The 25,624-nt window shown below is 36.2% G+C and carries 21 protein-coding genes; 2 read left to right on the forward strand and 19 right to left on the reverse strand.

All coding sequences use genetic code 11. From position 1 onward, the window contains the following. Positions 1 to 10: 10 nt before the first annotated feature. From ALGA_RS02695 to ALGA_RS02710, 4 genes are all read right to left on the reverse strand, one after another. Complete coding sequence (locus ALGA_RS02695; RefSeq protein ID WP_197705683.1) at positions 11 to 568, reverse strand: HDIG domain-containing metalloprotein; 558 nt, start codon at positions 566 to 568, stop codon at positions 11 to 13. Beyond that, a complete protein-coding gene (locus tag ALGA_RS02700) occupies positions 546 to 1,787 on the reverse strand; it encodes an isocitrate/isopropylmalate dehydrogenase family protein (protein WP_096427838.1) in 1,242 nt (413 codons plus the stop codon). The genes ALGA_RS02695 and ALGA_RS02700 overlap by 23 nt, the downstream gene beginning before the upstream one ends. Positions 1,788 to 1,930: 143 nt before the next feature. Beyond that, positions 1,931 to 2,713 carry a toxin-antitoxin system YwqK family antitoxin gene (locus ALGA_RS02705; protein ID WP_096427839.1) on the reverse strand — a complete coding sequence of 261 codons (783 nt, stop codon included), beginning with the start codon at positions 2,711 to 2,713 and terminating at the stop codon, positions 1,931 to 1,933. A gap of 58 nt (positions 2,714 to 2,771) precedes the next feature. Continuing rightward, complete coding sequence (locus ALGA_RS02710) at positions 2,772 to 6,098, reverse strand: UvrD-helicase domain-containing protein (RefSeq protein ID WP_096427840.1); 3,327 nt, start codon at positions 6,096 to 6,098, stop codon at positions 2,772 to 2,774. 262 nt (positions 6,099 to 6,360) lie between these two features. Between ALGA_RS02710 and ALGA_RS02715 the strand changes: the two genes are divergently transcribed. Further along, positions 6,361 to 6,759 (forward strand): DUF6146 family protein, encoded by a 399-nt coding sequence (locus ALGA_RS02715; RefSeq protein ID WP_096427841.1) that lies wholly within the window; start codon positions 6,361 to 6,363, stop codon positions 6,757 to 6,759. Positions 6,760 to 6,837: 78 nt separating this feature from the next. On the opposite strand, the gene ALGA_RS02720 is transcribed toward ALGA_RS02715, so the two are convergent. Continuing rightward, a complete protein-coding gene (locus ALGA_RS02720; protein WP_096427842.1) occupies positions 6,838 to 7,719 on the reverse strand; it encodes a DUF3078 domain-containing protein in 882 nt (293 codons plus the stop codon). Between the two features lie 181 nt (positions 7,720 to 7,900). Here ALGA_RS02720 and mnmA point away from each other — a divergent pair, with 181 nt between their 5' ends. Then, the gene (gene mnmA / locus ALGA_RS02725; protein WP_231706035.1) at positions 7,901 to 9,097 is read left to right on the forward strand and encodes a tRNA 2-thiouridine(34) synthase MnmA; all 1,197 of its coding nucleotides are present in this window, start codon (positions 7,901 to 7,903) and stop codon (positions 9,095 to 9,097) included. 125 nt (positions 9,098 to 9,222) lie between these two features. Here mnmA and ALGA_RS02730 read toward each other — a convergent pair whose 3' ends face one another. The 14 genes from ALGA_RS02730 to ALGA_RS02795 all read right to left on the reverse strand — a co-directional run bounded on the left by ALGA_RS02730 (position 9,223) and on the right by ALGA_RS02795 (position 25,621). Beyond that, positions 9,223 to 9,852, reverse strand: a complete 630-nt coding sequence (locus ALGA_RS02730) for a transporter (protein WP_096427844.1) — start codon at positions 9,850 to 9,852, stop codon at positions 9,223 to 9,225. An 84-nt stretch (positions 9,853 to 9,936) separates the two neighbouring features. Then, complete coding sequence (locus ALGA_RS02735; protein WP_096427845.1) at positions 9,937 to 10,614, reverse strand: phosphatase PAP2 family protein; 678 nt, start codon at positions 10,612 to 10,614, stop codon at positions 9,937 to 9,939. A 22-nt stretch (positions 10,615 to 10,636) separates the two neighbouring features. Continuing rightward, positions 10,637 to 11,509 (reverse strand): diacylglycerol/lipid kinase family protein, encoded by an 873-nt coding sequence (locus tag ALGA_RS02740; RefSeq protein ID WP_162845375.1) that lies wholly within the window; start codon positions 11,507 to 11,509, stop codon positions 10,637 to 10,639. Positions 11,510 to 11,594: 85 nt separating this feature from the next. Beyond that, the gene (locus ALGA_RS02745) at positions 11,595 to 12,317 is read right to left on the reverse strand and encodes a nucleotidyltransferase family protein (RefSeq protein ID WP_197705684.1); all 723 of its coding nucleotides are present in this window, start codon (positions 12,315 to 12,317) and stop codon (positions 11,595 to 11,597) included. A 205-nt stretch (positions 12,318 to 12,522) separates the two neighbouring features. Beyond that, positions 12,523 to 13,962 (reverse strand): RapZ C-terminal domain-containing protein, encoded by a 1,440-nt coding sequence (locus ALGA_RS02750; protein ID WP_096433354.1) that lies wholly within the window; start codon positions 13,960 to 13,962, stop codon positions 12,523 to 12,525. Between the two features lie 243 nt (positions 13,963 to 14,205). Beyond that, positions 14,206 to 14,886: a DUF554 domain-containing protein gene (locus ALGA_RS02755; RefSeq protein ID WP_096427847.1), complete on the reverse strand. Its 681-nt coding sequence runs from the start codon at positions 14,884 to 14,886 to the stop codon at positions 14,206 to 14,208. Positions 14,887 to 15,012: 126 nt separating this feature from the next. After that, positions 15,013 to 16,026: an L-rhamnose/proton symporter RhaT gene (locus tag ALGA_RS02760; RefSeq protein WP_096427848.1), complete on the reverse strand. Its 1,014-nt coding sequence runs from the start codon at positions 16,024 to 16,026 to the stop codon at positions 15,013 to 15,015. A 46-nt stretch (positions 16,027 to 16,072) separates the two neighbouring features. Continuing rightward, positions 16,073 to 17,122: an aldose epimerase family protein gene (locus ALGA_RS02765; RefSeq protein ID WP_096427849.1), complete on the reverse strand. Its 1,050-nt coding sequence runs from the start codon at positions 17,120 to 17,122 to the stop codon at positions 16,073 to 16,075. A 144-nt stretch (positions 17,123 to 17,266) separates the two neighbouring features. After that, positions 17,267 to 18,358 carry a mandelate racemase/muconate lactonizing enzyme family protein gene (locus ALGA_RS02770; RefSeq protein ID WP_096427850.1) on the reverse strand — a complete coding sequence of 364 codons (1,092 nt, stop codon included), beginning with the start codon at positions 18,356 to 18,358 and terminating at the stop codon, positions 17,267 to 17,269. A gap of 102 nt (positions 18,359 to 18,460) precedes the next feature. Next, positions 18,461 to 19,918: an aldehyde dehydrogenase gene (gene aldA, locus ALGA_RS02775; protein ID WP_096427851.1), complete on the reverse strand. Its 1,458-nt coding sequence runs from the start codon at positions 19,916 to 19,918 to the stop codon at positions 18,461 to 18,463. A gap of 44 nt (positions 19,919 to 19,962) precedes the next feature. After that, on the reverse strand, positions 19,963 to 20,733 hold the full coding sequence (locus ALGA_RS02780) for an SDR family NAD(P)-dependent oxidoreductase (RefSeq protein WP_096427852.1): 771 nt from the start codon (positions 20,731 to 20,733) through the stop codon (positions 19,963 to 19,965). 65 nt (positions 20,734 to 20,798) lie between these two features. After that, positions 20,799 to 21,812: a zinc-dependent alcohol dehydrogenase gene (locus tag ALGA_RS02785; protein ID WP_096427853.1), complete on the reverse strand. Its 1,014-nt coding sequence runs from the start codon at positions 21,810 to 21,812 to the stop codon at positions 20,799 to 20,801. 447 nt (positions 21,813 to 22,259) lie between these two features. Continuing rightward, positions 22,260 to 23,819, reverse strand: a complete 1,560-nt coding sequence (locus ALGA_RS02790) for a hypothetical protein (RefSeq protein WP_096427854.1) — start codon at positions 23,817 to 23,819, stop codon at positions 22,260 to 22,262. A 29-nt stretch (positions 23,820 to 23,848) separates the two neighbouring features. Next, a complete protein-coding gene (locus ALGA_RS02795; RefSeq protein WP_096427855.1) occupies positions 23,849 to 25,621 on the reverse strand; it encodes a RagB/SusD family nutrient uptake outer membrane protein in 1,773 nt (590 codons plus the stop codon). Between the last annotated feature and the right edge of the window lie 3 nt (positions 25,622 to 25,624).

Consider the following 25,624-nt stretch of genomic DNA (forward strand, 5'->3'; position numbering starts at 1 on the left):
TCATTGATAATTATACTTTTAATCTTTCTTTAAAAGGAAGAAAAGTCATAAAGTCTGCATGATGCACAATGTAGGCTTCGGTAGTTCTCTTCACCATATTCCCCTCGCCTGCATGCGTTGCAATAATGTGGCAAACTTCGGGCGGAATACCGCACTCTTCGGCCAACGAAACACCTGAAAATGGATGCCGAATGTATTTTCCGTAAGTTCCCTGAACGGCATTCCCATCCTCATCCAAAACATATTCCAATAACTTCCCAACATCGCAAAGTATGGCTCCGGAAATCACCACATCCATATCCACAGGTAGTTGATCCTTAAAAAAAGAATTCATTTTCTCACCACTCTCTTTAGCGATGTGCACTACGCATTGCTTGTGATCCATAAAACTCACTTTTAGATCGGGACCACACAATAATGTAAACGGAATTCGTTGAAGATCTTCGGCAGACAATACGCTTCTCTCCAAAGCAAGTTCCCAAACCTGTGTTGTTTTCTCTCTTAATTCATCATTCTGTATCCAATCCAGTTCTGTCCACAATTCCTTAACTATTTTTCTCATATTCATAATCAGGATTGTTAGAATATTTAGTTTTCAATTTTCCGATAATTTCATCAGCCATTTGCTGAGTAGATGCTGCCCCCTGATTAAGGACATCTGCACTGCCTGTCATTCGCATCATATCATAGGTTTGTACCTTTTCCTCTTGAATCACTTGAGCAACTGCTTTTCGAATTTTTGCTGACATTTCCTTTTCCTTCAGATAATCCAACATCATACAAGCAGACTCAACCATAGCTATTGGATTTACAATTGAAGTTGCATAACCGGCATATTTTGGAGCAGAACCATGAGTTGGCTCAAATACTGCAATTCCGTCTTCAGACATTTGTGCACTGCACGCAAAACCCAATCCTCCAATAAGTCCGGCAAATCCATCAGACACGATATCGCCAAACATATTACCTGCAACGATTACACCATAGTTTTCTGGATTTTTGGTTAGCCACATCATTTGAGCATCAATGTTTGTATTCCACAGTTCAATTTCAGGAAATTTTTTTTTCTGAATCTCCTGTGCCAACTTAAACATCATTCCCGAAGTCTCGCGAATAACATTTGGCTTTTCACATACTGTAACTGATTTATATCCATTTTTTTTGGCGTATTCGAAAGCCGCCATTAAAATTCTTGTAGTTGCACTTTTTGTAAATATCCTTGTCGAAATGGATAAATCTTCTCTTGGAACCGTGCCAAAATTCTTCACAAACTTAGGATGAGAGGTTAGTGCTGCATAAACCGTATTATCCGGATTAGACCACTCTACGCCACCATACAACCCTTCCGTATTCTGCCTAAAAATCACCACATCAACTATTGGTTCTTCAATAACTCCACCTTTTCCCCGGCGGATAAAATTTAACGGATTCCCTTTGTACGTTTTGCAGGGACGAATGCAAATATCGAGGTTGAAATGTTGACGCAAACCAACAATTGGACTTGAATAGACCAATCCTTTATTTTGCAAAGTAGGAGACAATTCATTTGCTGCATCATCTTTTGGCTTGGATGTAATTGCACCAAACAATCCGATTTTATGCTTTTGAAGCAATTCAATGGTACGTTTAGGAAGAGGATTCCCCTCTTTACACCAAAACTCCCAGCCAATATCACCTTCCACATATTCTGCATCAAATCCGGCAGAATTTAATATTCTAATAGTTTCATCAAGAACAACCCGGCCTATTCCATCACCGGGCATTGTAACAATAGTTCTCTTGCTCATAAGTTTAGACATTTAAAGTTAGTGATTGATACATCTACCTTAAATATAAGAAATTACGAACGTTTACATCATGAATAAAATCAGTTTTTATCCAAACAAAAAAAGCTCCCAAAGGAGCTTTATATCGATAAAGAAATTAATTTTTAGTTTGGATTCCTCATAGAAACAGGTACAACAATACCCAAAATCCGTTTGTTTTGATAGGCTGTCGTTTCCATTGCCACCACATGAATATCTTTATTAATATTAAATCCTTTCGGAACTGGAATTCTTAACTCGCCAACACCCGCCTTGGTTTCTAATTCTTTAAATCCGCGGCCATTTTCCGGAAAATATTTTCCTTCAATCAAATTCCCTTGATAAAATTCAACTTTTTTATGCCCATTACTTAATCGAAATTTAAGAACATACTCTTCCTTTGTTTTCATCAAGTTTATCTTCTCCACTTTAATAGAGGGGACTGATTTTTCTTTTCCTGATTTAGCAATCTCCTTTAAACCAAGCGCCAATAAATCATTTTTATAAAGAAGTTCGGATTTAATCTTACCGTTTTCCCAAAATTTCTTCTGATACCCATCTTTTTTACCTTTCACATAATTGGTTTCCCGATATACTTTTCCATCCTTATAATACCACTTCACAACACCATGCTTCATTCCATCCAAATAAGGAATGTCATATTGTTTTTCACCCGTTTTATAGAAGGTCTCACTAGTACCCATTTTTTTGTTATTCTTATACTGAACGATGGATTTCAATTCCCCAGTATTAAAGTGATACTTTTTAGTTCCATTTTTCACTTTAGGAGCAGTGACCACTTTTTTTTGAATCTCCTTACCCTCCACCTTTTCTTTAGAATTACCTGTCAGTAAATCACAAGAGTTAAGTAGTAGTAAGACACTTACCAGTAATGCAATATTTTTCATTTAATTATTTTTTTTGATTCTGAAAGGTAATAGGAATTCATTTTGGATGCAATAAATTTTAGACTTCCTCTATTTCAGCTAATTTCCCATAAAGAACAAAGGCTCTTACTTTTTCGAAACCTAATTGTTCGATTAATTTTTTATACGCCAAAACTTGCGTTTTGTGACTTTTCTCTTTTTTCTTACCAAACTTAAAATCGATAACAATTGCCTCTTTTCCTTTGTGAATTACTCTATCTGGTCGCAGCACCTCACCTTTCCCCAAAAGAATATCTCTTTCATTCACAACCGTCCAGCCTTTTGAAAACCATTCTGCTACCGTAGGCTCACTCAATAACTCCTTTGCAAACAGTGAAACCTCTTCAGCCTGAATTTGATCTAATTTCCCTTCGAATTGCAACTGACTTACCGCCTTGGCAATATCTTCTTTGTATTCTATTAATTGAAATAATTGATGTAAAATATTTCCTCTGCTTACCGGAGAAAATGTCTCTACTGATACAGCTTCCGAGAAATCGAAATAATCTGCAGAATGCGACCGCAGCTTTAAACGATCGTCAAGCAAAGAAGCAGGATAATCGCTCCGCTTCTCTTTCGGCTTTGGAAGCACTTTGGAAGCAGTGGCTTTTAATTCACCCAATTCGAAATAATGACCTTCTTTATTCCAATTCTGAGTTAAGGACACTATTTTGTTCCCATTAAAATCCGAAGAATAATTATCCGAATTTTCAAACGCGTGTAAAAGCAGATCAGAGATATTTTTCAAATCCCGCTTTGCAGGAAGTGGAGAATAGCTTATAAAAGCCTCCTCTGCTCTTGTTAATGCAACATATAAAAGGTTCAAATTATCAATATACGAATGTAATTTTTCAGTAAAATATTCCTGATAATATATGGTTTCCTTTAATGAACTACTGTAACGAACGGGAAGTACATCTAAAACATTAAAACCTTCTACTTTCGGCTGACACCATAATATGTTTGTGTGTCGTGTATTGTCCAAATCCCAATTACAAAATGGTAAAATCACCACTTTAAACTCCAAACCTTTCGACTTGTGAATGGTCATGATTCGAATCGCGTCCTGCTGATCCGAGACTGAAATCACCTCCTTATTTTTTCGCTCTTCCCAGTAATTCACGAATGAATTTAAATCCGGAGCATCCGTTTTGGTAAATCCTAAAACTAAATCCTGAAAAGCTTCTAAAAAAGGAAAATCCTGAGGACGTTCATTCAGTTTAAAAATATAAATCAATTTCTCTACCAAATCATACAATGCCTGTCTTTTCAATTCAGGTATATTCGAAGTGAATTCATCAGGGAAATCGGATTCAAATGTATTTTCATCTTTAGAAATGGCGTACAATTGATCCTTATCTTCGGTCTGTTGATTTTTAATGTAAACTTGATATTCTTGCTTTAAGAATCCAAGATTAATTTTATCATCTGGATATACAAAATAGCTCAATAAATGAGCTAAAAAACTAATAACAGAAGAATTCTTTAGGTAAAGAGAATCGTTCGAGATTACATCGTAATTAATTCCTTCTTTCACATTTTCGCTTGCGCGATAGGCCATTAACGCATCAGCAATCAGACCACCTTCTTTTCCATTTCGCACTAAAATGGAAATATCCCGGGCCTGATAACCCATTTCCTGAAATTGCTCAATCCGTAAAGGTAAATCCTCTAAAACTTTTTCAATCCAATCTGAATCAGTCTCTTTCTCAATAAAATTGGCTTTTACATATCCGGGAGATTTTTCTTTATTACCAGGAAAATGCTGATACACATCTTGATAAGCACCTATAATTTTCTCTTGCTCCTCTTTTAATCCTTCCGAAATTTCAGGTGGAATGGAAGCATTGTAATCATTCTGCAATGCCTGAGCTCCAAGCGCGAAGAGCGCATTGTTAAAATTGATCACGTTTTTTGAACTGCGCCAATTGTAATTTAATGTCATTCCATTAACACCAAAACCCTTAAAATCCTCATCTAATTGTTCCGATAATATTTTCCAGTCACCATTCCGCCATCGATAAATGGATTGTTTTACATCTCCTACAACCAGAGAATGCTTATCCTCAGCCAATGAATTTGTCACCAATGGTCTGAAACTCTCCCACTGCATCGACGAAGTATCCTGAAATTCATCAATCATGAAATGCTTATACACATTCCCAATTTTCTCATATATAAAAGGTGTGTCGTTATCACCAATGATACTTCGAAGTAATCGACTCGCATCTGAAAGAAGAAAGATATTTTCGCTCTCGGAATACTGCTGAACCTTTTTTGATAAATCTGTAAGTATCCCTAATGTATAAATGTAACTAAGTGTTTTATCCGTTGACTTGTATAACATCGACTGCTCATCGTAATGATTTACGGCCTTCTTCAATAAATCATTTAAACCCGCACTACAAGCCTCTCCAACCGCTTGCTTGGTCGAAGTACTTGCTTTACCTGTTGTCCATTTTTCAGGAGTATCGACTGCCGATCGGGCTCTGATACCAGGATCCATTTTTCCTCCGTTTCCTAAACCCGATAAATAACCTGCAACGCCTGATTTCCCATAAGCAAACTCCGTAACATCCAATCCGTGCTGAGCCAATATTCCTCTAGTCTCCTCTCCAACCTTATTGAAAAAAGTCTCAAATTCGTCTTTTATCTCTTTTAAGGTTTTACGATAGGAACTCAAGAACTTTTTATCTGCCAGCTTATCAATTAATTTATCTGAAAAATTTTTAAAATCTTCTTTGAAAACTTCATTTCCAACTTCTAAAATTTCCTGTTTAAAATTCCAGTTTTTACCTTCTCGGATTTTTGATTCGGCAAAATCGGTGAGCCATGACCTTAACTGCGGATCCTTATCTACATCATTAAACAGTAAATCGGCAACCTCATTCAATACCCGGCGCTGATCCAATTCAATATTATACCCCATCTGCAATCCAATTTCACGAGTGAAAGATCGAACCACTTTCTGAAAGAAACTATCAATAGTAGTAACTGAAAACCGTGAGTAATCATGAAGCAATCTATTTAAAATCTCTTTTGCTCGAAGAATTAATTCTTTTGAATTCAGATTGTGCTTTTCGCATAACTCTTTGGCATAAGGCGAATCATCCGATTGTGATAAAAGATAAATTTCTTTTACAATTCGGGACTTCATCTCATCTGTAGCTTTATTCGTAAAGGTAACAGCAAGAATACTTTTATAATTTAACGGATCTTCGAAAACCAAATTTAAATACTCTTTGGTTAGCGTATAGGTCTTTCCTGACCCCGCAGAAGCTCGATATATGGAAAGTTCGGACATATTCAAATCTATATTTAATCCGAAAATAGCAATAATAATTCTGCTGTAAGAAACAATATCCAAATAAAATAATCATTTAAGCTCAAACCTACTTACTATTCTAAATAATAACTAGATGTAAGAACATTATCAATTATCATAACTGTAAATAATTCTTCTGTTTAAATATTCAAAGACAGGTTTCAACACCTGTCCTTTTTCATATACAAAACCAGAGCAGACAACGTAACCTTTTCATTACCATACACGTTACAATTAAAACAGACTGTAGAAATCTAATTCAACATTATTATTCTATCTGTTTGACCTTTTAATAAACAGGATTATGAAAAAGATCGTATATATACTATTCATACTCTCCGTTGTTTATGGATGTTCTACGTATTCTGCTTTTAAAACTCCTGTTCCGATTCAGGATGAAGAAAATAAAATCGCGGTAACGGATAGTGTCGAATATGAGTTATTAATTCTTGATACTGGATTTGAATCGTGGTTTGCAAGCAGAAACAATATTGCAACTGCACATTCAAATGCCTATTACAAAAACTGGAATCAAATTTACGTATTGGAATGGAATCAATTGTACATGCAAGGAAATCCTAATATTGATAATTATATCGACTATGATCAATTTGAAGAATATGGTCTCGAAATTAATTACAAACTTTACAATTACTTTCAATTTGTAGAAGAAAAAACTGGCATATCAATAGTTCGGAGATAAGAAAAGCGGAAGAATCATTTGTTTGATTCTTCCGCTTTTTATTCATTAAAGAAGTATATTTCCTACTAATAGTTTGTCTTAGAATTTGTAAGCCAATCCGATTCCAATAATTTCTTTGAACTGAATTTTTGGACCTTCATTTATATTATCAGCAGTTATATAATCGACATCATCATCGTAAACCAAAGATGTACTAACTGTAGCTGTTAGGAAATCATTCACTTTCATATTCACCATTACCTCCCACAATACATCAATGTTCCCAAAACTATCAGAGTAATTTGTGAATAAATCCAAGCTACTCTTCAGATTTACATTTTCGAACAAATCCTTTTTCAATGTCATTTTGGTAAACGCACCAAACTCGGCTCTAAATTTATCTCCAGGATCAACCCCAAAAGCCCCTGCATCAGATAAATCATCATCATTAACAATAGTCATTTTAGAAGTTAAGGGAGATAAATAAGCTGAAAATACATCACTTGGCTTGTAGTCCATACCCAAAGACAAGGTCATGTAAGCCGGCGCAAGAAGATTAGATACTTTCTGATCAACACCACCATCATTGGAATAATTATATCCTTTGGCAAACTGTGTTTTAAAATCGAATAAGGCACTATAGTACCAATTACCACCACTCTTATGTCCGTATTTAGTCACAAAATCAATTTTATCAATGCTTTTCCGAACACCTTGATCGCCTTGCTTAATCATACCGTACTCAAGATTTAAAGTATTCTCCCAACTGTTCTTTCCTTTGTTATAATTCGAAAATAAATTCAACATGGCATTGGTCGAAATTGCATTATCTCCACCACCAGACCAATTAGTAAGTGATGTTTGAGAAAACGTTAGTGATGCCATACCTCCCTTTTTCCAATACGAGGTATCTTGTTTTTCCTGTGCGGAAACAAATATAGCCATGCAGATAAACAGCAGTGCAAGTGTAACTTTTTTCATCTTTTTTAAATTTTAGGTTAATAGAGTAACAGACCATAAAAACACGATCCTTACTTATGTTCGATCTAAGTTAAATCATTTTTTCATCCAAAAAAAATACATAACGATATTTAGATGTTAAGTTCGAAGCAATTCGTCAGGCACAATTGGCACTAAGCCAAAAATTGAATACTTTTGCATCGTGAAAAACGAGGATTTATTAGTGATGAAGAAAAAAGTTGTAATCGGATTATCGGGTGGAGTGGATTCCAGTGTTGCTGCTCACATACTTATTGAGCAGGGATATGAGGTGGAAGCACTTTTCATGCAGAACTGGAACGATACTGTTGGATTAAAATCCGAAGAATGCCCCTTTGAGGAAGATGTGCTGTTTGCTCAAATGGTGGCTAAGAAATTGGGAATCCCATTTCATTTTGTGGATTTAAGTGTGGAATACCGTGCAAAAGTAATTGATTACATGTTTTCGGAATACGAAAAAGGACGTACACCGAATCCGGATGTGCTTTGTAATCGTGAAATTAAATTTGATGTATTCCTGAAAAAAGCAGTTGAACTGGGAGCTGATTTTGTAGCTACCGGTCATTACTGCCAAAAGGAAACTATTATAAAAGATGGCAAAGAAATTTACCGTTTAATTGCTGGAGAGGATAAGAATAAAGATCAGAGTTATTTCCTTTGTCAATTATCGCAGGAACAATTGTCTAAAGCAATGTTTCCTATCGGGCACATTGTAAAACCTGAGGTTCGGGAAATTGCCCGTCGCGAAAAAATGGCATCTGCCGAGAAAAAAGACTCTCAAGGAATCTGCTTTGTTGGTAAAGTCGATCTTCCAGTCTTCCTTCAGCAAAAGCTAAAAGCGATGAAGGGACAGATTATTGAAATTATGGCCGATAAGGCAGATGAGATCATCCCAAAATCAGAAGCTTTAGCAGATATTTCACAACCTTATCATTTTAAACCAGAACACGGAACTGTTGTTGGAGAACACATTGGAGCTCATTTCTTTACTGTGGGTCAGAGAAAAGGCCTAAACGTAGGAGGCAAAAAAGAACCTTTGTTCGTTATTGGAACCGATGTGGTGAAAAACATTGTTTACGTTGGTATGGGACACGGGCATCCATTATTGGCACGAAAAGCTCTGTTCATTCCTAAAAAAGAAGTGCATTGGATACGCGAAGATTTAAGGCCTACTGAAGAATGCGAAAGAAGATACGATATCAGAATAAGATACCGACAGCCTTTGCAAAAGGGAACAATTTATTTCAAAGAAGAAGGTATTTACATTCTGTTTGATGAAGAACAAAGAGCTGTAGTTTCGGGGCAATTTGCTGCCTGGTACGATGAAGGAGAACTAATTGGCTCGGGTGTGATTGATTAAGACATAAAAACGATACAAGTCGTTCTGAACTAAGTCGTTTTAAAGTCAATCCATTTCAGAACGAGATAATATGCATAAAAAAGAGCAACCAATAGGTTGCTCTTTTTTTCGTATATCGTAATAAATTACTTTTTAAATTTTCGCGAAACGTAAACGAAAAACTCAACGGCTGCAATAAACAGCAAAGCATAACCGAATAATTCACTTCCTTCTTCTGCTGCATTTTTCACCCAACGTTGCACTGGTTCCAGTGTATCAACATCAAATAAAGCTAACCACACTTTCTTTGTTCCAAACAAACGAGAAAAAACAAATACACTTAAGAAACCAGCAATAAAAGTTCCGAATGCAGGTGTCGTAAAAAATTCTTCGAGATTTCCCCAAATTTGTTTCTTCTGACGATATACCATAAACAAAGCAACAACCATTACAAGCATAGCAAAAGGAAACCAAGCTCCATGATAAATTTGATCGAAATAAACGTCCAATTCCCTGATTAAAGCGACAAAAGCACCTCCTCCAAACAAATAGGAAATTGCCTTATGTGACTTCGACCGAAAACCCGCCAAAATAAATATTAAACTGGTTAGCAACAAAAATAATTCTTGCATCCATTCGGTTTGCGAACTTTCTCCAAACTTAAGGCCATCAATAACAATTCCAGCATCACTTTTTATTATTAATGCGGAGGCTGCAACAGGAATGGCATACAATACTACTCGAACAGCAGCATAAATAATTGGTTTTAGATTCATTGTGATAATATATTTATAATTTTTTTTCACTTCTAATCAATGCTTCCCTTATTTCATAAAGGACATATCTTTTTAATTTAATAATTAACGATTAAAACAGAAATATACAGAGAAAGCCATTATTATTATTTGCAAAGTTCCCAACAAGGAAATTTGATACAATCTCGCTATAGGATGAGTTTGTTCCACAGGTTTTTTAAGTAAACTTGACTTAAAATATTTCCGTAACAAAAAGTAGCTTAAATAAGCCATTGAAATTCCAACGATGGCTCCCCCAATTATATCACTTGGGTAATGTACACCCAAATAAATGCGGGAATAAGAAACTAATACTGCCCAAAATATCAAAAAGGCACCTGTTATCCGGTCCTTTAAAATTAATGATGCAAGAACTGCTAATCCAAATGAATTCGCTGCATGCGATGAAACAAATCCATACTTACCCCCTGTATATCCTTTTACTAAATTAACCAAATGACTAAAATCCGGATCTCTGGAAGGTCTAAAACGTTTAAATAATGGTTTGAAAATTCCTGAAGCAATCTGATCACTAATAGCAATAACTAAAATTAAACTTAGAATAATTAAACCACCCTTTTTCCATCCAAATGTATTGATTACACAAGTCATAAGAACGATATAAAATACATACCACATCTCTTTTTCAGAGATCAATCTCATTAAATAATCCCAAAAATAATTTTGCTGACCATTTAATAGCAACAACAATTCTTTGTCTAAATTAAGCAACCAATCTAACATGAATCTCTATTTTATACTGTCATTACAATTTCGTTTTCACAACTTCAATTTGCTTCAAAATTTCGACATTCAAAGTTTCTGTTAAGGCTTTGGGCTCTCCATCCACATGGTATGTTTCAGAATTTGAATCAATTACCAAACTGTTTGCTTTTACAAACTGTACATATTTAGAATTCTTCAACTTTCCTAAAAACAAACGAACTACAAAGCTTGGCACGACATAAAAAGGAATCTTTTTGATCAAAACCAAATCAAACAAACCATCATTGTAAATAGCCTGAGGAGCAATTAAAGCATTGTTCCCAAATTGTCTTGTATTTGCGATGTTAATCATATGATATTTCCCTTCAATAACAGAGCCATCAACAGTTACTTTCGCTTGTATCGGTTTGTATTTAAAAAGAGCCTGAATTGTGCATACAACATAAGTTTTTAGTCCTCTCGCAGGCATCTTGTCAAACTCATTTGCCACATAACTATCGAAACCCAAACCAAGCATATTACAGCTTAGTTCATCGTTCACTTTTAAAACATCAACCATCTCAGTTCCATCTCTTAAAATAGAATCCAATAATTCTTGTATGTTGCCATTAAAACCCAACTCACGAGCAAAACCATTGCCTGAACCATTGGGCAAAACGGCTAATTTAAGTTTAGGATATTTAATAAGATATTTAAGTGTCGTATTGATAGTACCATCGCCTCCACAAATAATTAGAACTCTGTATTTCTCGGCATTCGTATTTACAAACGCATCAAACTCTTTAAGAGTATTGCTTATAAAGTAATCTATTTCGGGAGCAAGCTCTTTAAATTGCTCAAGAATTTTGCCTGACTTGGTACCCGAATGAGGATTGATAACAAAGATGATATCTTGCAAACTTATTTTTTCCATATATACGATTAAAGCAAGGTTCAGTGTATTCTGATAATGAGAAACTAACATTAACCCGACTTATTTTGTGCCAAAAACAGACGATTTATTTTAGATGTTTCTGTGCCCAGGCCAAATCCGCAGGTTTACCAAGATCTGTCCATATTTTAGAGCTGTCTTTAAAGGCAAGAATCTTTTCATTTTTTGCCAATCGCAAATACAAATCGATAATGGAGAATTTTCCTTCTTCGTGAATTAGCGAAAATATCTTCGGATCAACCAAATGAATTCCACTAAAAGCAAGTGGTTCTGAATCATTCATATCCTCCCTAGCCTCCTTGATTTCACCAGTTTTACAATTCTTCCAACCTGTTAGTTGATTTTCCTGATTGAAGTATAAGTACCGACTACTTGTTCTCTCACGCATAACCATACTTACCAAAGACCCGGATAATTTATGAGAATTGATTAATTTGGATAAATCCAGCGAAGAAAACACATCCACATTGTAGATTAATACCGGAGCATTAGGAATAAATAGATCACTTGCTTTTTTCAAGCCTCCTCCTGTATCCAACAACTCTTCCCTTTCATCTGAAATACGAATATCTACACCAAAATTATTATTCGTTCGAAGAAAATCCTCAATCATATCTGCATAGTGATGCACATTTATTACAATACGATCGACTTTAAGATCGATTAATTTTAAGATTACTCTTTCCAAAAGGGGTGTTCCTGCCAACACAACCAAAGCTTTTGGTTTCGAATCGGTATAAGGTTTTAAGCGCGTGCCCAAACCTGCAGCAAAAATCATTGCATTCAACATCTTTACAGTTATCGGTGAACAGTTTCAGTGAGCAGTTGTCAATTATCAGCTTACTGGATTCTGTTATTACTTTTTCTTTTTCGAATCGCACAAACTCTTGGCTTTCTTAGCCACACGATTGCATTTTTTACAGACAAAATTCTCCGCATTGCAAATTTCTTCTGCATACTCCTCCGGAGATAATTTACAACGTTTCTTGCCCATGCTATTTCCCTTCTATTTCTCGTTCAATGTGCTTTAAGCTGATATTCACATCGAATTTTTCACGCAAATGTTTTGCTAAACTCTCCGCTGAAAAAACCGAACGATGCCTACCTCCTGTACAACCAAAATTCACCTGTAAATTGGCGAAATTTCGACTGATGTATTTATCCACACTCATATCGATAAGACTATATACAGAACTTAAAAATTCATCCATTTCGCTCTGTTCCTTGAAAAATTCAATTACTGGCTGATCTTTCCCGGTCATCTCAACATATTCCTGATATCTTCCCGGATTGTGAATGGCTCGGCAATCGAAAACAAAACCTCCTCCATTGGTTGTTTTGTCTAATGGAATTCCTCTTCGGTACGAAAAACTATTAATTTCGATATGAAGTTTTGGCTTATCTTCCTTGCCTACACTTTTCAAAAAATCAGAAGAAATTACAGATTTAAGTGCTTTCACCAATTCCGGTAGTTCTACAGGAATATCCATTCTGTCCAATATGGTTTCCAAATTTTTCAGCGCAAATGGAATCGATTTTAAGAAATGATCTTTTCTCTCATAAAAACCTCTGAATCCATACGCTCCCATTGCCTGCATGATTCGAATCAAAACATAGCCCTGGAAAAATGAAACAAAAGCTTTTGGATCTATTTCCTGTACTTTTTGAATCTCCTCCAAATAAAATGCCAACAACTCGTCGCGCACTTCTTGTGGTAAATCAGCCTTAGCATCGTAAAGCAATGAGGCCAAATCGTATTGAAGAGCTCCCTTTCTGCCTCCCTGATAATCTATAAACCATGGTTCACCATTTACCAGCATGATATTTCTCGATTGAAAATCCCGATACAAAAAATAATCCCGGGGAGCATCTAACAAATAATCTGAGAATTTTTGAAAATCATTCTCGAGCAACTGCTCATCAAAGGGAATTTTTGCCAATTTCAGGAAATAGTATTTGAAATAATGTAAATCCCAAATCATCGATTGCTTATCGAAACTATCTCGAGGATAGCAAACGGTATAATCCAACCCCTTTTCCCCCTCCTTCTGAAAACGTACCAATTGAGAAATAATCTTTTTATAAATCACGATTAAATCGTTGGCAAAACCCTCACCAACTCTCAAATGTAAAATGTAATCAAACAAGGTGGTATTGCCTAGATCCTGTAAAAGATAGATGTCTTGTTCGCTATTCTCGCAATAAATTTCAGGAACAGATAAGCCTTTGGATGCAAAATATTTGCTGAAACTAAGAAAAGCAGTATTCTCTTTTTTATCTGCATTATAAGCACCTAAAGCGGTTCTTTTTTCACCAACTAATCGAATGTATTCACGATAGGAACCTGATTGAGGTAAAATTTCTGTTTCAACTACTTTATCATCTGCCCAATCTTCAAACAGTTGAATTAGAGCGATTTTTGTTTCTTCTTTCAAATCGTATATATTTTGATTGCCTTTGGCGTTTTCTTCTGGATACAAATCTACAAAAAGATCTTATACCGATTGGATAAATTAGTGGGCTACTTTCGCTACGCTCAACATAGCGTCCTATTTATTCCATCGGCATTAGACCGAGTTTTTTTCGCTCGCCTCGGCTCACTAATTGTTCAAAATGGTATAATAATGCTGGTATGTACTTAGCTCGTAATCTTTCAAAATAAAGTTTCCAAACTCATTTTAGCGTAAAAATATATAACACAACAAAACTTCCACCAATAAGGCTGGAAGCATATTTAACACTTTTATTTTCTTTATTTCAAGAATACTTATTCCTAGGCCTATGATTAAAACGCCGCCAACTCCAGCAATTTCGGTAATTATTACTTCAGGAATTACACCTCCAAACAAAGCAGCCAATAAGGTTAATCCTCCTTGATATATCAATAAGGGAATTACAGAGAATAGTACTCCAACTCCCATTACAGCAGCTAATGCAACGGCCGAAAATCCATCCATCATCGATTTGGTTAACAGAAGAGTAGGTTCATTTCCCATTCCTTCTTCCATGCTTCCCAAAATCGTCATGGCGCCCAAACAAAACAACATGAATGAGGTAACAAAACCTGTAGAAAACTTATCGTCTTTACTTCCAATTTTCTTTTTTAACAACTCACTTAAATTTTCAACACGATCTTCTAAACGCAAAAACTCACCAATCAGCGCACCTACAACTAAGCTGAACACCATAATCAATAACTCGTTAGCCTTTAGAGCCATACTCACACCAAGATATAATGTAAAAATTCCAATGGCTTGAAAAACGATTTTAAACATGCGCTCGGGAATTCTGGTTCTAAATATCAGTCCCAAACTTCCGCCTACTAAAATGGCAACTACATTTACCAGAGTTCCGATCATAAAATGATTTTATTTTGAAAGACTAAATTTAATAGAAAAACAGTAAAGTCAACGATTTGAAACAAAAAAACCGAAACCTAATAAATAGGCCTCGGTCAACTAACTATATACTATATCTAAAAAATTTCACATTACTCCCTGACTATTACCTAAGGCAATAATTACAACTCCAATAATCATACAAGCAAGCCCTATGTATAAATACAATCTTGCTTTCCCCGATGCTTTCACCCACTCTCGGGTAAGTAAACCGCCAACAATTGCAACAGCTACTGAGGTGGTGTTAAAAATTGCATATCCAACTGTATTTCCTGCTTTTCCAAGCTTAAAGGCAGCATAAGCAAATGTTGCTGATGCCGCAAAATTTAAAACGGCCATGCCAAGAATAAGCAATGTATTCTTTCCTAAGTGAGCTGTTTTAAAATTCTTCCACAATCCCTGTTGTGTCAATTTAACGATGAAATAAGGCGTTACCACCAATCCTCCACATACATAAATTACAAACATTACTGCCACTGATGTTACCCATTCCGGGTTTCCTGCAGCCTGACATGCTTCATGTAAATAAGGACGACCCAATGCATTGGCGAAACTAAATCCGGTAGCTAATAAACCACCAACTACAGCAATTACAATTCCCTTAGTCATTGATACCTTTTCACTTGTACTATCGGCCTTTTCATCCGACTCTCTTGTTATACCGGCTTTTCCATTCATAACAACACCGATCAATACAACGGCTATCCCTGAAAGAATATAAACAAGTACATTACTAGTAGGAAGTCCATCAACCAAGAATGGTAATAAAGAACCAACCAATATTACAGTTCCGATAAAAATTGAAAATCCTAAGGAGAGACCAATATAGTTGATTGCTTTTCCCCACATCATAGCACCTAAACCCCACATCATACTGGCAATTGCCATTTTCAATAAAATATCGGTTGGAATTCCACTAAGAACACCTCCAAAACCTTTAATTAATAGGGATGCTGAGATAATTGGGATTAAAAACATATTTAATGTAAACATGAGTCCCCAGGTGTTCTCAAATGCAAAATCTTTAGTAAATTTTTCAGGTAAAGCATATGTTCCCAGCATTAAGCCAGCAAAAATTGCCCAAATAATTCCTTCAATCATGATATTAATATTTTATTAGGTGATTAGCACTTATTTGTCTGTTTGATTAGAATGTCAATCGAAAAATGGTTTGACTTTCAAATATTTCATCTGGTTTAGTAAACGTTTTTGGGGAACCCTGAATGTTTGGTCCATTTTGGTATCGATGAGTTTCGAAGCAAAACCCACGGTATTTTCCAAATTGATCACCTGTTTCGCGTTTCAATTCATCGGAAGTATGCATGCCTGTGTAGAATAGCATACATGGTTCAGTAGTTTCTACTTCCAATTTACGGCCACTCTTAGGCTCAACAATTTCAGCGACTTTTTGCAATTCGAATTTTGCATCTTCAAATACATAAAAGTGTTCGAAACCGTTTCCCATTGCCTTGTGAACATCCGAAACGGTTTTACCGCCTCTTAAATCATCCTCTGCATTATCCAAATTCAATACAAGGCCAGTAGCAGCACCAGTAGCATCTGTTTCCAAACGTTTCCCTGTTAGTACAGATACTTTATGGTTTGTAATGTCCTTTTCAAATCCTGACAAATTAAAGTAAGTATGATTTGTTAATGAAAGTGGCGTTATCTTATCTGTTGTAGCCTTATAGCTAATGATTATTTCATTTTTATTCGTTAATTGAAAAGTGACAGAAGCCTCAACATTTCCAGGAAAACCTTCCTCCATGTCTGCACTTTCTACTGTCATTTCCACTCCGACTGCATTGTCACTATTTATTGATTTTGCCTGCCATACTTTCTTATCAAAACCAATTTTACCACCATGTAAATTATTATCGACACAATTAGTTGACAGCTGGTATTCTTTCCCGTCCAAAGAAAATTTCGCATTCTTAATTTGAGAACAATATCGACCTACAGTAGAGCCAAAATAAGGTGAGTTATTAATATACTCTTTTGAAAAGTAAGCATCCAAATTTTCAAAACCACAAACAAGTTCAGTTCTTTCTGAGCTATCTGTACTTGGAATAGAAATGGAAGTTATAGTTGCTCCATAATTCATAATTTTCACAACCATTCCATTGTCATTTTCCAATGCAAACAAATCTATTTTACTTTCCTGATAATCTCCAAAGTAGGTTTTCTGAATTTTCATATTTACTGGGCTAAGAATTATTACGCGTTAAATAATTTATTCAAACGTTTGAGCTAATTCAAACTTGCCACCAACTCGACAAGTATTGATAAAACTTGCCTATTTATTTCGCAAAAGAGAAGCTGATAAATAAGCAAATGGATATTAAATTTGATAAGGAGCCAACTTTCCCCAGTTGAAGGTAACACCTACTCCTGGAGCATCTGAAGCGACTGCTCTGTGGTTTTCAACAACTAATGGGCGTGTTGTATATTCATCGATTGGGAAGCTATGTACTTCGAGCCAACCGGAATTAACTTGTGATGAAACCAGACTTACATGTAGTTCCTGCATTCCGTGAGAACAAACAGGCATGTTGTATTTCTGTGACAATTTAGCCGCCTTTAACCATCCTGTAACACCTCCACAATTTGAAGCATCAGGCTGAATATATGACAGTTTAGCTTGTTCGAAGGCATATTCAAATTCATGAATGGTATGAAGATTTTCTCCCATAGCCAAAGGCATACCAGTAGCATCCGCTATTTTGGCGAAACCTAAATAGTCATCAGGAATGGTAGGCTCTTCGAACCAAAGAATATCATACTTTTTAAAAGCATTTGCAGCTTCGATGGCCTTTTCAACACTCATGGAATAATTAGCGTCTACCATGAAAGTCGCATCCGGTCCTATCAATTCGCGAACAGCCTTAATTCTTTCAATATCCTCTTCGAGATTTTCACGCCCGATCTTTATCTTAACAGCGTTAAATCCTGAAGCCAGATATCCTTTTATATTCCCTAACAATTTTTCAAGTGGAAATAACAAATCGATACCTCCACAATATGCTTTACAGCTATTTGAATGGCCACCAGCCATTTTCCATAAAGGCAAATTGGCTTTTTTACATTTGATATCCCAAAGGGCAATATCAATAGCCGAAATAGCAAAAGAAGCGATTCCTCCTCTTCCTACATAATGAATATGCCATTCCATGAAATCATAAATCTCATCTATATTATCTCCATTTTTTCCAATCATAGCAGGAGCAAAATCATGTTCGATCATGGCTTTAATTGCATGACCACCTTTACCACCGGTGTAGGTATAACCTGTTCCTTCGCTACCATCTTCCAACACAACAGTTGCGGTAACCAATTCAAAATGATAATGATCACCATGTTTAGCATCAGAAAGAACCTCAGGAAGAGGTACTTTAAACAACTGTACTTTTATTTTTGAAATACTACTGCTCATTCGAAATTAATTGTGAATGTAAATCCTCGGAATAAAATTTCGTCATCCCCAAGTTATTGGGAATGACGAAAATATAGTTTTTGGACAACACTATGGGTTTAACTATCCTTTAAATCTTACGTAAAAGGTTTTCTTTTCGAGATATTGCTCGAAACCATACTTTCCATCCTCACCACCGGTTCCACTCATTTTATATCCATTGTGGAATCCTTGATGCAATTCACCATGGCCTCTATTCACATAAATCTCACCAAAATCAAGCTCACTGTTACAGTTCATGATACGACTCATGTCATTTGTATAAATCATAGCCGCCAATCCAAACTCACAATCATTGGCATATTTCATCACCTCGTCGAAAGTGGAAAATTTAATAACCGGCAGAATTGGGCCAAAAGATTCTTCATGAACAATGGTCATCTCTTGTTTTACATCCGTAAGAATAGTAGGCTCAAACCAATTTCCTTTTTCGAACTCAGCACCTTCAGGTACTTTTCCGCCATAAGCCAATGTTGCGCCTTCTTTTAAACTAACTGCAACCAACTCGTGCATGTGCTTCAATTCCGACTTATTCACTTTTGGTCCCATATCAGAATCAGCAGAAAACGGATCGCCAACCTTAATCTCTTTTACTTTAGCCAGGAATTTCTCCATGAACTCATCGTAAATATCCTCATGTACATACATGCGTTCGTTGCAAGTACAAACCTGTCCGCAATTATCGAAACGAGAGTGCAATGCACCAGCTACTGCGGCATCAATATCACAATCATCGAATGCGATGAATGGAGCTTTACCACCTAGTTCAAGCTGAACATGAGCTAAATTCTCCGAAGCTGCTTTAAAAATAGCTTGTCCCGCAGGAGTACTACCTGTCATGGTCACCATTTTAGTGATTGGATGCTTTACCAAAGCCATTCCCATCGTTCTACCTGGTCCGGTAAGAATATTTAAAACACCATCAGGAATACCAGCTTTTTTTGCCAGTTCACCCAACATTAATGTACTTAACGGAGTTTCTGTTGTCGGTTTAATAACCATTGTATTACCTGCTACCAAGGCGGGTCCAATCTTACGTCCAGCCAAAGCAAATGGGAAATTCCAGGCTGTAATGGCAACAACAACACCACGAGGTATTTTCTGAATCCAGATTTGTTCATTCTCATTATCCGAAGGAATAATATCTCCTTCGATTCTACGAGCCCACTCACAAGCGTACTCAATAAAAGAACAGCAAACATCTACCTCAAACTGAGCTACCTTAAAAAGTTTTCCCTGCTCTTTTGTAAGTACAGTAGCCAACTCTTCTCTGTTGTTCTGAATTTCCTGAATAAAGGCACGAAGCAATTCGGCACGTTTTCTGGCAGGAACTTTCCCCCATGATTTTTGTGCCTTTTCTGCTGCCTCTAAAGCAATTACAGCATCTGCTTCATCACCGTTGGCAACAATACCAACCAACTCATCGTTTGCCGGATTCAATACATCAGCAGTTTTTCCACTTTTGGATTCTACCCAAGCACCATTTATATATTGACTGAATTTTATTACTTTATTTCCCATAGTGATCTTATTATATTTCAAGTTCATTTAGAATTTAAGGCAAATTATCGCCCCATCCAGCCTCCATCAACTAACAAAATGCTACCGTGCATGTATGATGCAGCTTCAGAGCAAAGAAAAACAGTAGGACCAGCAAAATCAACAGGTTTACCCCATCTTCCAGCAGGAATACGAGAAAGTATTTGCTCTGAACGTACAGCATCATTCCGAAGTGCTTCGGTATTATCGGTATCGATATAACCTGGAGCAATCGCATTTACATTAACACCTTTTGATGCCCATTCGTTAGCAAAAGCCATTGTCATTTGTCCAATTGCACCTTTACTTGCAGCATATCCAGGTACTGTAATACCACCTTGAAAAGTTAATAGAGAAGCGGTAAAAACAATTTTACCAGAACCACGTTTAACCATTTCTTTTCCAAACTCACGAGTCAAAATAAATTGAGCATTTTGATTTACTTCAATTACTTTATCCCACATTTCATCTGGATGTTCTGCTGCAGGAGCACGCAATATTGTTCCTGCATTATTCACCAAAATATCAACCACCGGATGATCAGCTTTAACTTCTTTAATAAATTCGTAAAGCGATGCTCTATCACTAAAATCACAAGTGTAAGCAGTAAATTTTCGACCTAAAGCAGTTACAGCTTTTTCAATCTTGCTTCCTTTTTTCTCCAAAGAAGCACTAACTCCGATAATATCAGCACCAGCTTCAGCTAAGGCAATTGCCATTCCCATTCCAATACCTCTTTTACAACCTGTTACTAAAGCTACTTTTCCTTTTACGCTAAAATTATTTAAAACGCTCATTATGAATAGTTTATTATTTTATTGTGAACAATTAATTTCTTTTGTTATTTTCTCTTTGACTATTCTTATTGACAGTCTACTAAAAACTTCATTCCCTCTGGAGTCGTATCGATACTTTCAAAAAGTTGTTGGATTTGATCCAATGGTTTTGTATCAGTAATAATTCTTTCAAAAGGATATTTGTTCTCGGTAATTAATTGGATTGACTCTTCGTAGTCCTCTTTTTCATATACACGAGCTCCGATTAATGTTAATTCCTTCCAGAAAAATTTAAACAAATTCACTGGCTTGGCCTCGCCGTAGATCGCAACCAATACAATACGTCCTCGAATACCTACAACCTCAGTTGTTATATCCAATGATGCTTGTACCCCTGCAACTTCAAACACAACATCAGCCAAAGCTCCGTTAGTCTTTTTATCAACATACTCTACCAGATTGTTTTTCATTGGATTTACTACATCAAATCCCATTCCTTCAGCCATTTTGACACGAATATCATTAACTTCAGAAATAATTACATTGGCTCCTTTACTTCTAGCAACCAAGGCCACTAATAAACCAATGGGTCCGCCACCCGAAACAACAGCTGTTTCTCCTGCTTTTAATCCACCTCTGCGCACATCATGACAAGCAACAGAAAGAGGCTCAATTAAGGCCGCCAGTTTTAAATCTGTTGATTCCTTCAATTTGTGCAATGTAAATGCAGGAACATTCCAATACTGTTGCATAGCTCCAGGACTATCAATACCGATAAATTTCAGCTTTTTAGCGATATGGCTATACCCTTTATCTGAATCAACTTCCCCGCGATTATCCAAAGGACGAACTGTAATTTTATCACCAACTTTAAAATCGGTTACCCCATCACCAACAGCATCGATAATACCCGACATTTCGTGTCCAATGATTTGTGGAATCTGAACTCGTTTGTCCATCATACCGTGATAAATGTGAACATCTGTTCCGCAAACGCCACAATAGGCTACTTTGATTCTAACATCACCAGCTACTGGTGCTTCTATTTCTTTTTCAACTACCGAGAAAGTTTTATTTCCTGCGTATACTGTTGCTTTCATACTTTTTATATGCTATTAAATTTAAAACCATTGCAGATAATAGCTTAATAGATTTCGTATTTCAAAAAACACAAAATCCGTTAACTACTCCCCACCCTCAAATGTATGATTACATGCACATGTAAGCAGGAGGTGGTGAGAATGAAAAGCTAGGGGTGTATGATAACAAGGGGGGATTTTGAAAACCTTAACAGGGGTATTTGATTTTAGGTACTCATAGACATATTCAAACAAGATGATATAAGGTCGAATTGAATAAATCCTGATAAATACATGTTTAATTTGATTATAAAAACAATCAATTCATCTATCTGACATCCCCAAAATAAGAATTGCTACTCATAAAAAAATGGGAGAGCATTGTGCCCTCCCATTCCCATTTATTAAATTATCCCGTAATTTACATTCTAACCTATTTTACGATCAATTTATCAATAGGATCATTTATTATCTTACATCTAATATCGACATGGATATATCATCCATATAGAAAGAACATGCTTCAGAGTTCCCTTGATTGTCACCTCTAATTAGGAAACTATTATTTCCATCACCAGGAGATTTCACCTTCCAGGAAGTATAAACCCATTTTCCCTCTTCAAATTCAGGATCAAATACAGCACCACCAACACTCCAATCTGTGCTTGCTTGCCAGTAAAAGCGCAAATCAGGACTAGAAGCTCTATCTCCTATCGATTCCATATAAATCCAACAACCTAATTCATATAACTTACCAGATTCTGTAGGGAAAGTTACAAACGCAGTATTGTCAGCATTTTTTAGTCCCATAATCATTCCTCCAGCTGCATCCATAGTTACATGACCACTCTTCTTACCAGAATATAATTGTGCATCGGATACTTCAAATGTGTAAGCATCCCAAGGTGCACCCCACCAGAGGTATTTCCAACTATCCGTAGAGTAAGTTTCTAAACCATAATCATAAGCAGATGATACAAGAAGATTCACTCCTGGAATAAATCCGGCTTTAGCGTCACTAAAAGATGTCGCTAACATTCCATCGGAAGTAATTAAATTACCTACTGTCGCATCATAACTTACTAATACGTCGTCACTATTAAATAGATCGCTATCCAAGCTTAGTATGATGATATTTTTTTCAGAGGCATCTCTCTTTACTTCTGTTACAGCAATAGGATATGGAATTCCATCATTAATTACAGATAATGTAAATGATGCAGGATCACATGTAGTAGGATATTCCATATCACGCCCAAAGCTAAGTCTTAATCCACCCTCAGCCATAATTCCTAATAGCTCAACAGGATCGGTAGAAGGACCTACATTCATATAAGATTTGTAGGTAATTGTATCTCTGCTAAATGCATTAGAAGCAACGAACATTGCATCATAGATACCAACACTACTTAATTTAGCAGTTATTACTCCTTCATCATAATTACTTGTTAACCCACCTTGCTTTGTAAAGAACCACTGAAAATCAGTAGCTCCCATCAATTCAGCTGTAGTTTGTGTAAATTGAATCTCTCTACCGGCCATTACATCATTAAGTGCACCATCCTGGTTAATTAATGCAGTACCCTCTATTACACGGGAAGCACTAAAAGAAGCCTTAACACTATCCAATACAATTACCGAAATAATGGTATCATATACTGTTGTTGTTTTTTGCCCTTCTCCTACCCACACATTATTAGCAAAGGTTTGTGATAACATTACATTATGCACACCTGACTGAGTAAATCTTGTCTTAACAACAGCGTCAGTAGATGTACTTATCTTGGCATAACCCGCATCAATTGCGTCATCGGTAAAAGTCCATGTACGATTTTCAATACCTACTGAAAGGTCAATAAATGACATTAAACTATTTACTTGCGTTCTATTTTCTGTATCACCAAATGATGTTGTTGCATAAACATGACTTGGTTCCGTTCCCGGTGCTTCATAATCATCATCGCACGACCCTAGAATCAAGAGGGTCATTGCTAGAAATAATCCGATTTTATTAAATATCTTATTCATTTTTAGTCTTTTAAGTTTTTCCTCTATGATTACAACTCTCTATTTGACTGTACTTCAATGGATGGAATTGGATAATAGTCATGAACTGAACTATTGTAATTCGCTGCAGGTTTTACCCAATCCGGACGTACACGCTGATTTAAATACAATGGGAAAAATTTTGCACCAAGCATAACGCTCGTTACTGGATCCAATAACAAAGCCTTGATTAAATCCTCTTCCGCTTTACGTTCAGTAAAAGTATTAGCTATAATTCCCCAGCGTACTAAATCGTACCAACGGTGTCCTTCGAATGCAAGCTCCAATGGTCTTTCTACCATTCTTAAGTGATGCAGTAAGGATTCTGTCGTAAGAGCAACTAAATCATGTTGAACCAAACCATTTGCAAATCTTGATTTATCCAAAACAGGAATCATTCCACCATTATTATCCATATAGTGTTGCAAAGACAATACCCCTGCTCTGGTTCTTACTTTTTCAATGTATTTAAGAGCTTCTGTAGTATTTCCATCTTTTTCAAGTACTGCTTCGGCATACATTAAATAAACATCAGCCAAACGTATGTGACGGAAGTTGATTCCAGAACGGGCACCAGTTGAGGTATCTTCACTATCCTTGTAATACCAACTGGTCCATTTTTTCACTTTAGAACCCTGTCCGTAAGAAAAATTAGCCTTACTCTTTTCTGTAGCAGTAGGGGTAAGTGGAGCTTGATAATAATCTCCATCACCAAACTCAACAGCGATTGATGCAAATGTTCTTTGAGAATAACGCATTCCTGCATTCACCGGATTATTCAAATCAATTGAATCTCCCGCAACAAATAACTCTTGCAGCCAGTAAGTTGGCAAACATGTATTGTAACCACCCGCACCAGTAATACTAGCAAACGAACTGGCAATAGAAGTCCCTTCCGATCCTGGAGTAGTCCCTAAATCATCTGTTCGGGCACCACTAGCTCCTTCTTTATAATTATCTGAATAGGCAACTTCTAAAATAGACTCTGAGTTAAACTCATTTTCAATGGTAAAATTATCCATATAGTTAGGCACCAATGCGTAAAGTCCATCATTATCTGCAGCATCAATTACTTCTTTAAAATACATAGCCGCGTTTGTCCAATCTTTCTCATACAAATAAGTTTTTCCTAACATCGCTGCTGCCGCGCCCCATGTAAATCTACCTTTATCACCATTATCAGCCCATTTTTTCGGTAAATGATCATAAGCATAAGTCAAATCAGGAATTATCATTGTAGAAACAACTTCCTCTCTTGTGCTTAGTGGTTTATGCATATCTGCAACCTCAATAGGTAAAACATCATGAATAATTGCCTGATTGTAGGACTGAATCAACCAGAAGTAATTTAAGCCTCTTAAAAAACGTGTTTGAGCAATAATCGACTCTTTCTCAAGTTCTGTTAAAAAAGTGACATCTTGGATATAGTATAAAATTTGATTCGCCCTATAAACACCAATGTATAATTCAGACCAACGTTGGACCACATTGTCTGATGCATCGTTCCAAATTAAGTTAGAATACTTAACATCTGGATACCAACCTTCCGATCCTGCCAAATCACTTCGAACCATATTTTTCACAAGCCCTTGCCCACTAACCGAAGCAAATTGCAGTGAGCTATATAATGCATTTGTAGCTTTATCAAAATCTTCAGCCGTCTTCCAAAAGGAATCGGTTGTAACTGCATTTGGATTTGCCTGCTCCAGCAATTCATCTTCGCAACCACTTAACGTACTTAGTAAGAGTACGAAAATCAACGTATATTTTAATATATTTCTCATTTT

The sequence above is a fragment of the Labilibaculum antarcticum genome, from assembly GCF_002356295.1.
GTDB lineage: Bacteria > Bacteroidota > Bacteroidia > Bacteroidales > Marinifilaceae > Labilibaculum > Labilibaculum antarcticum.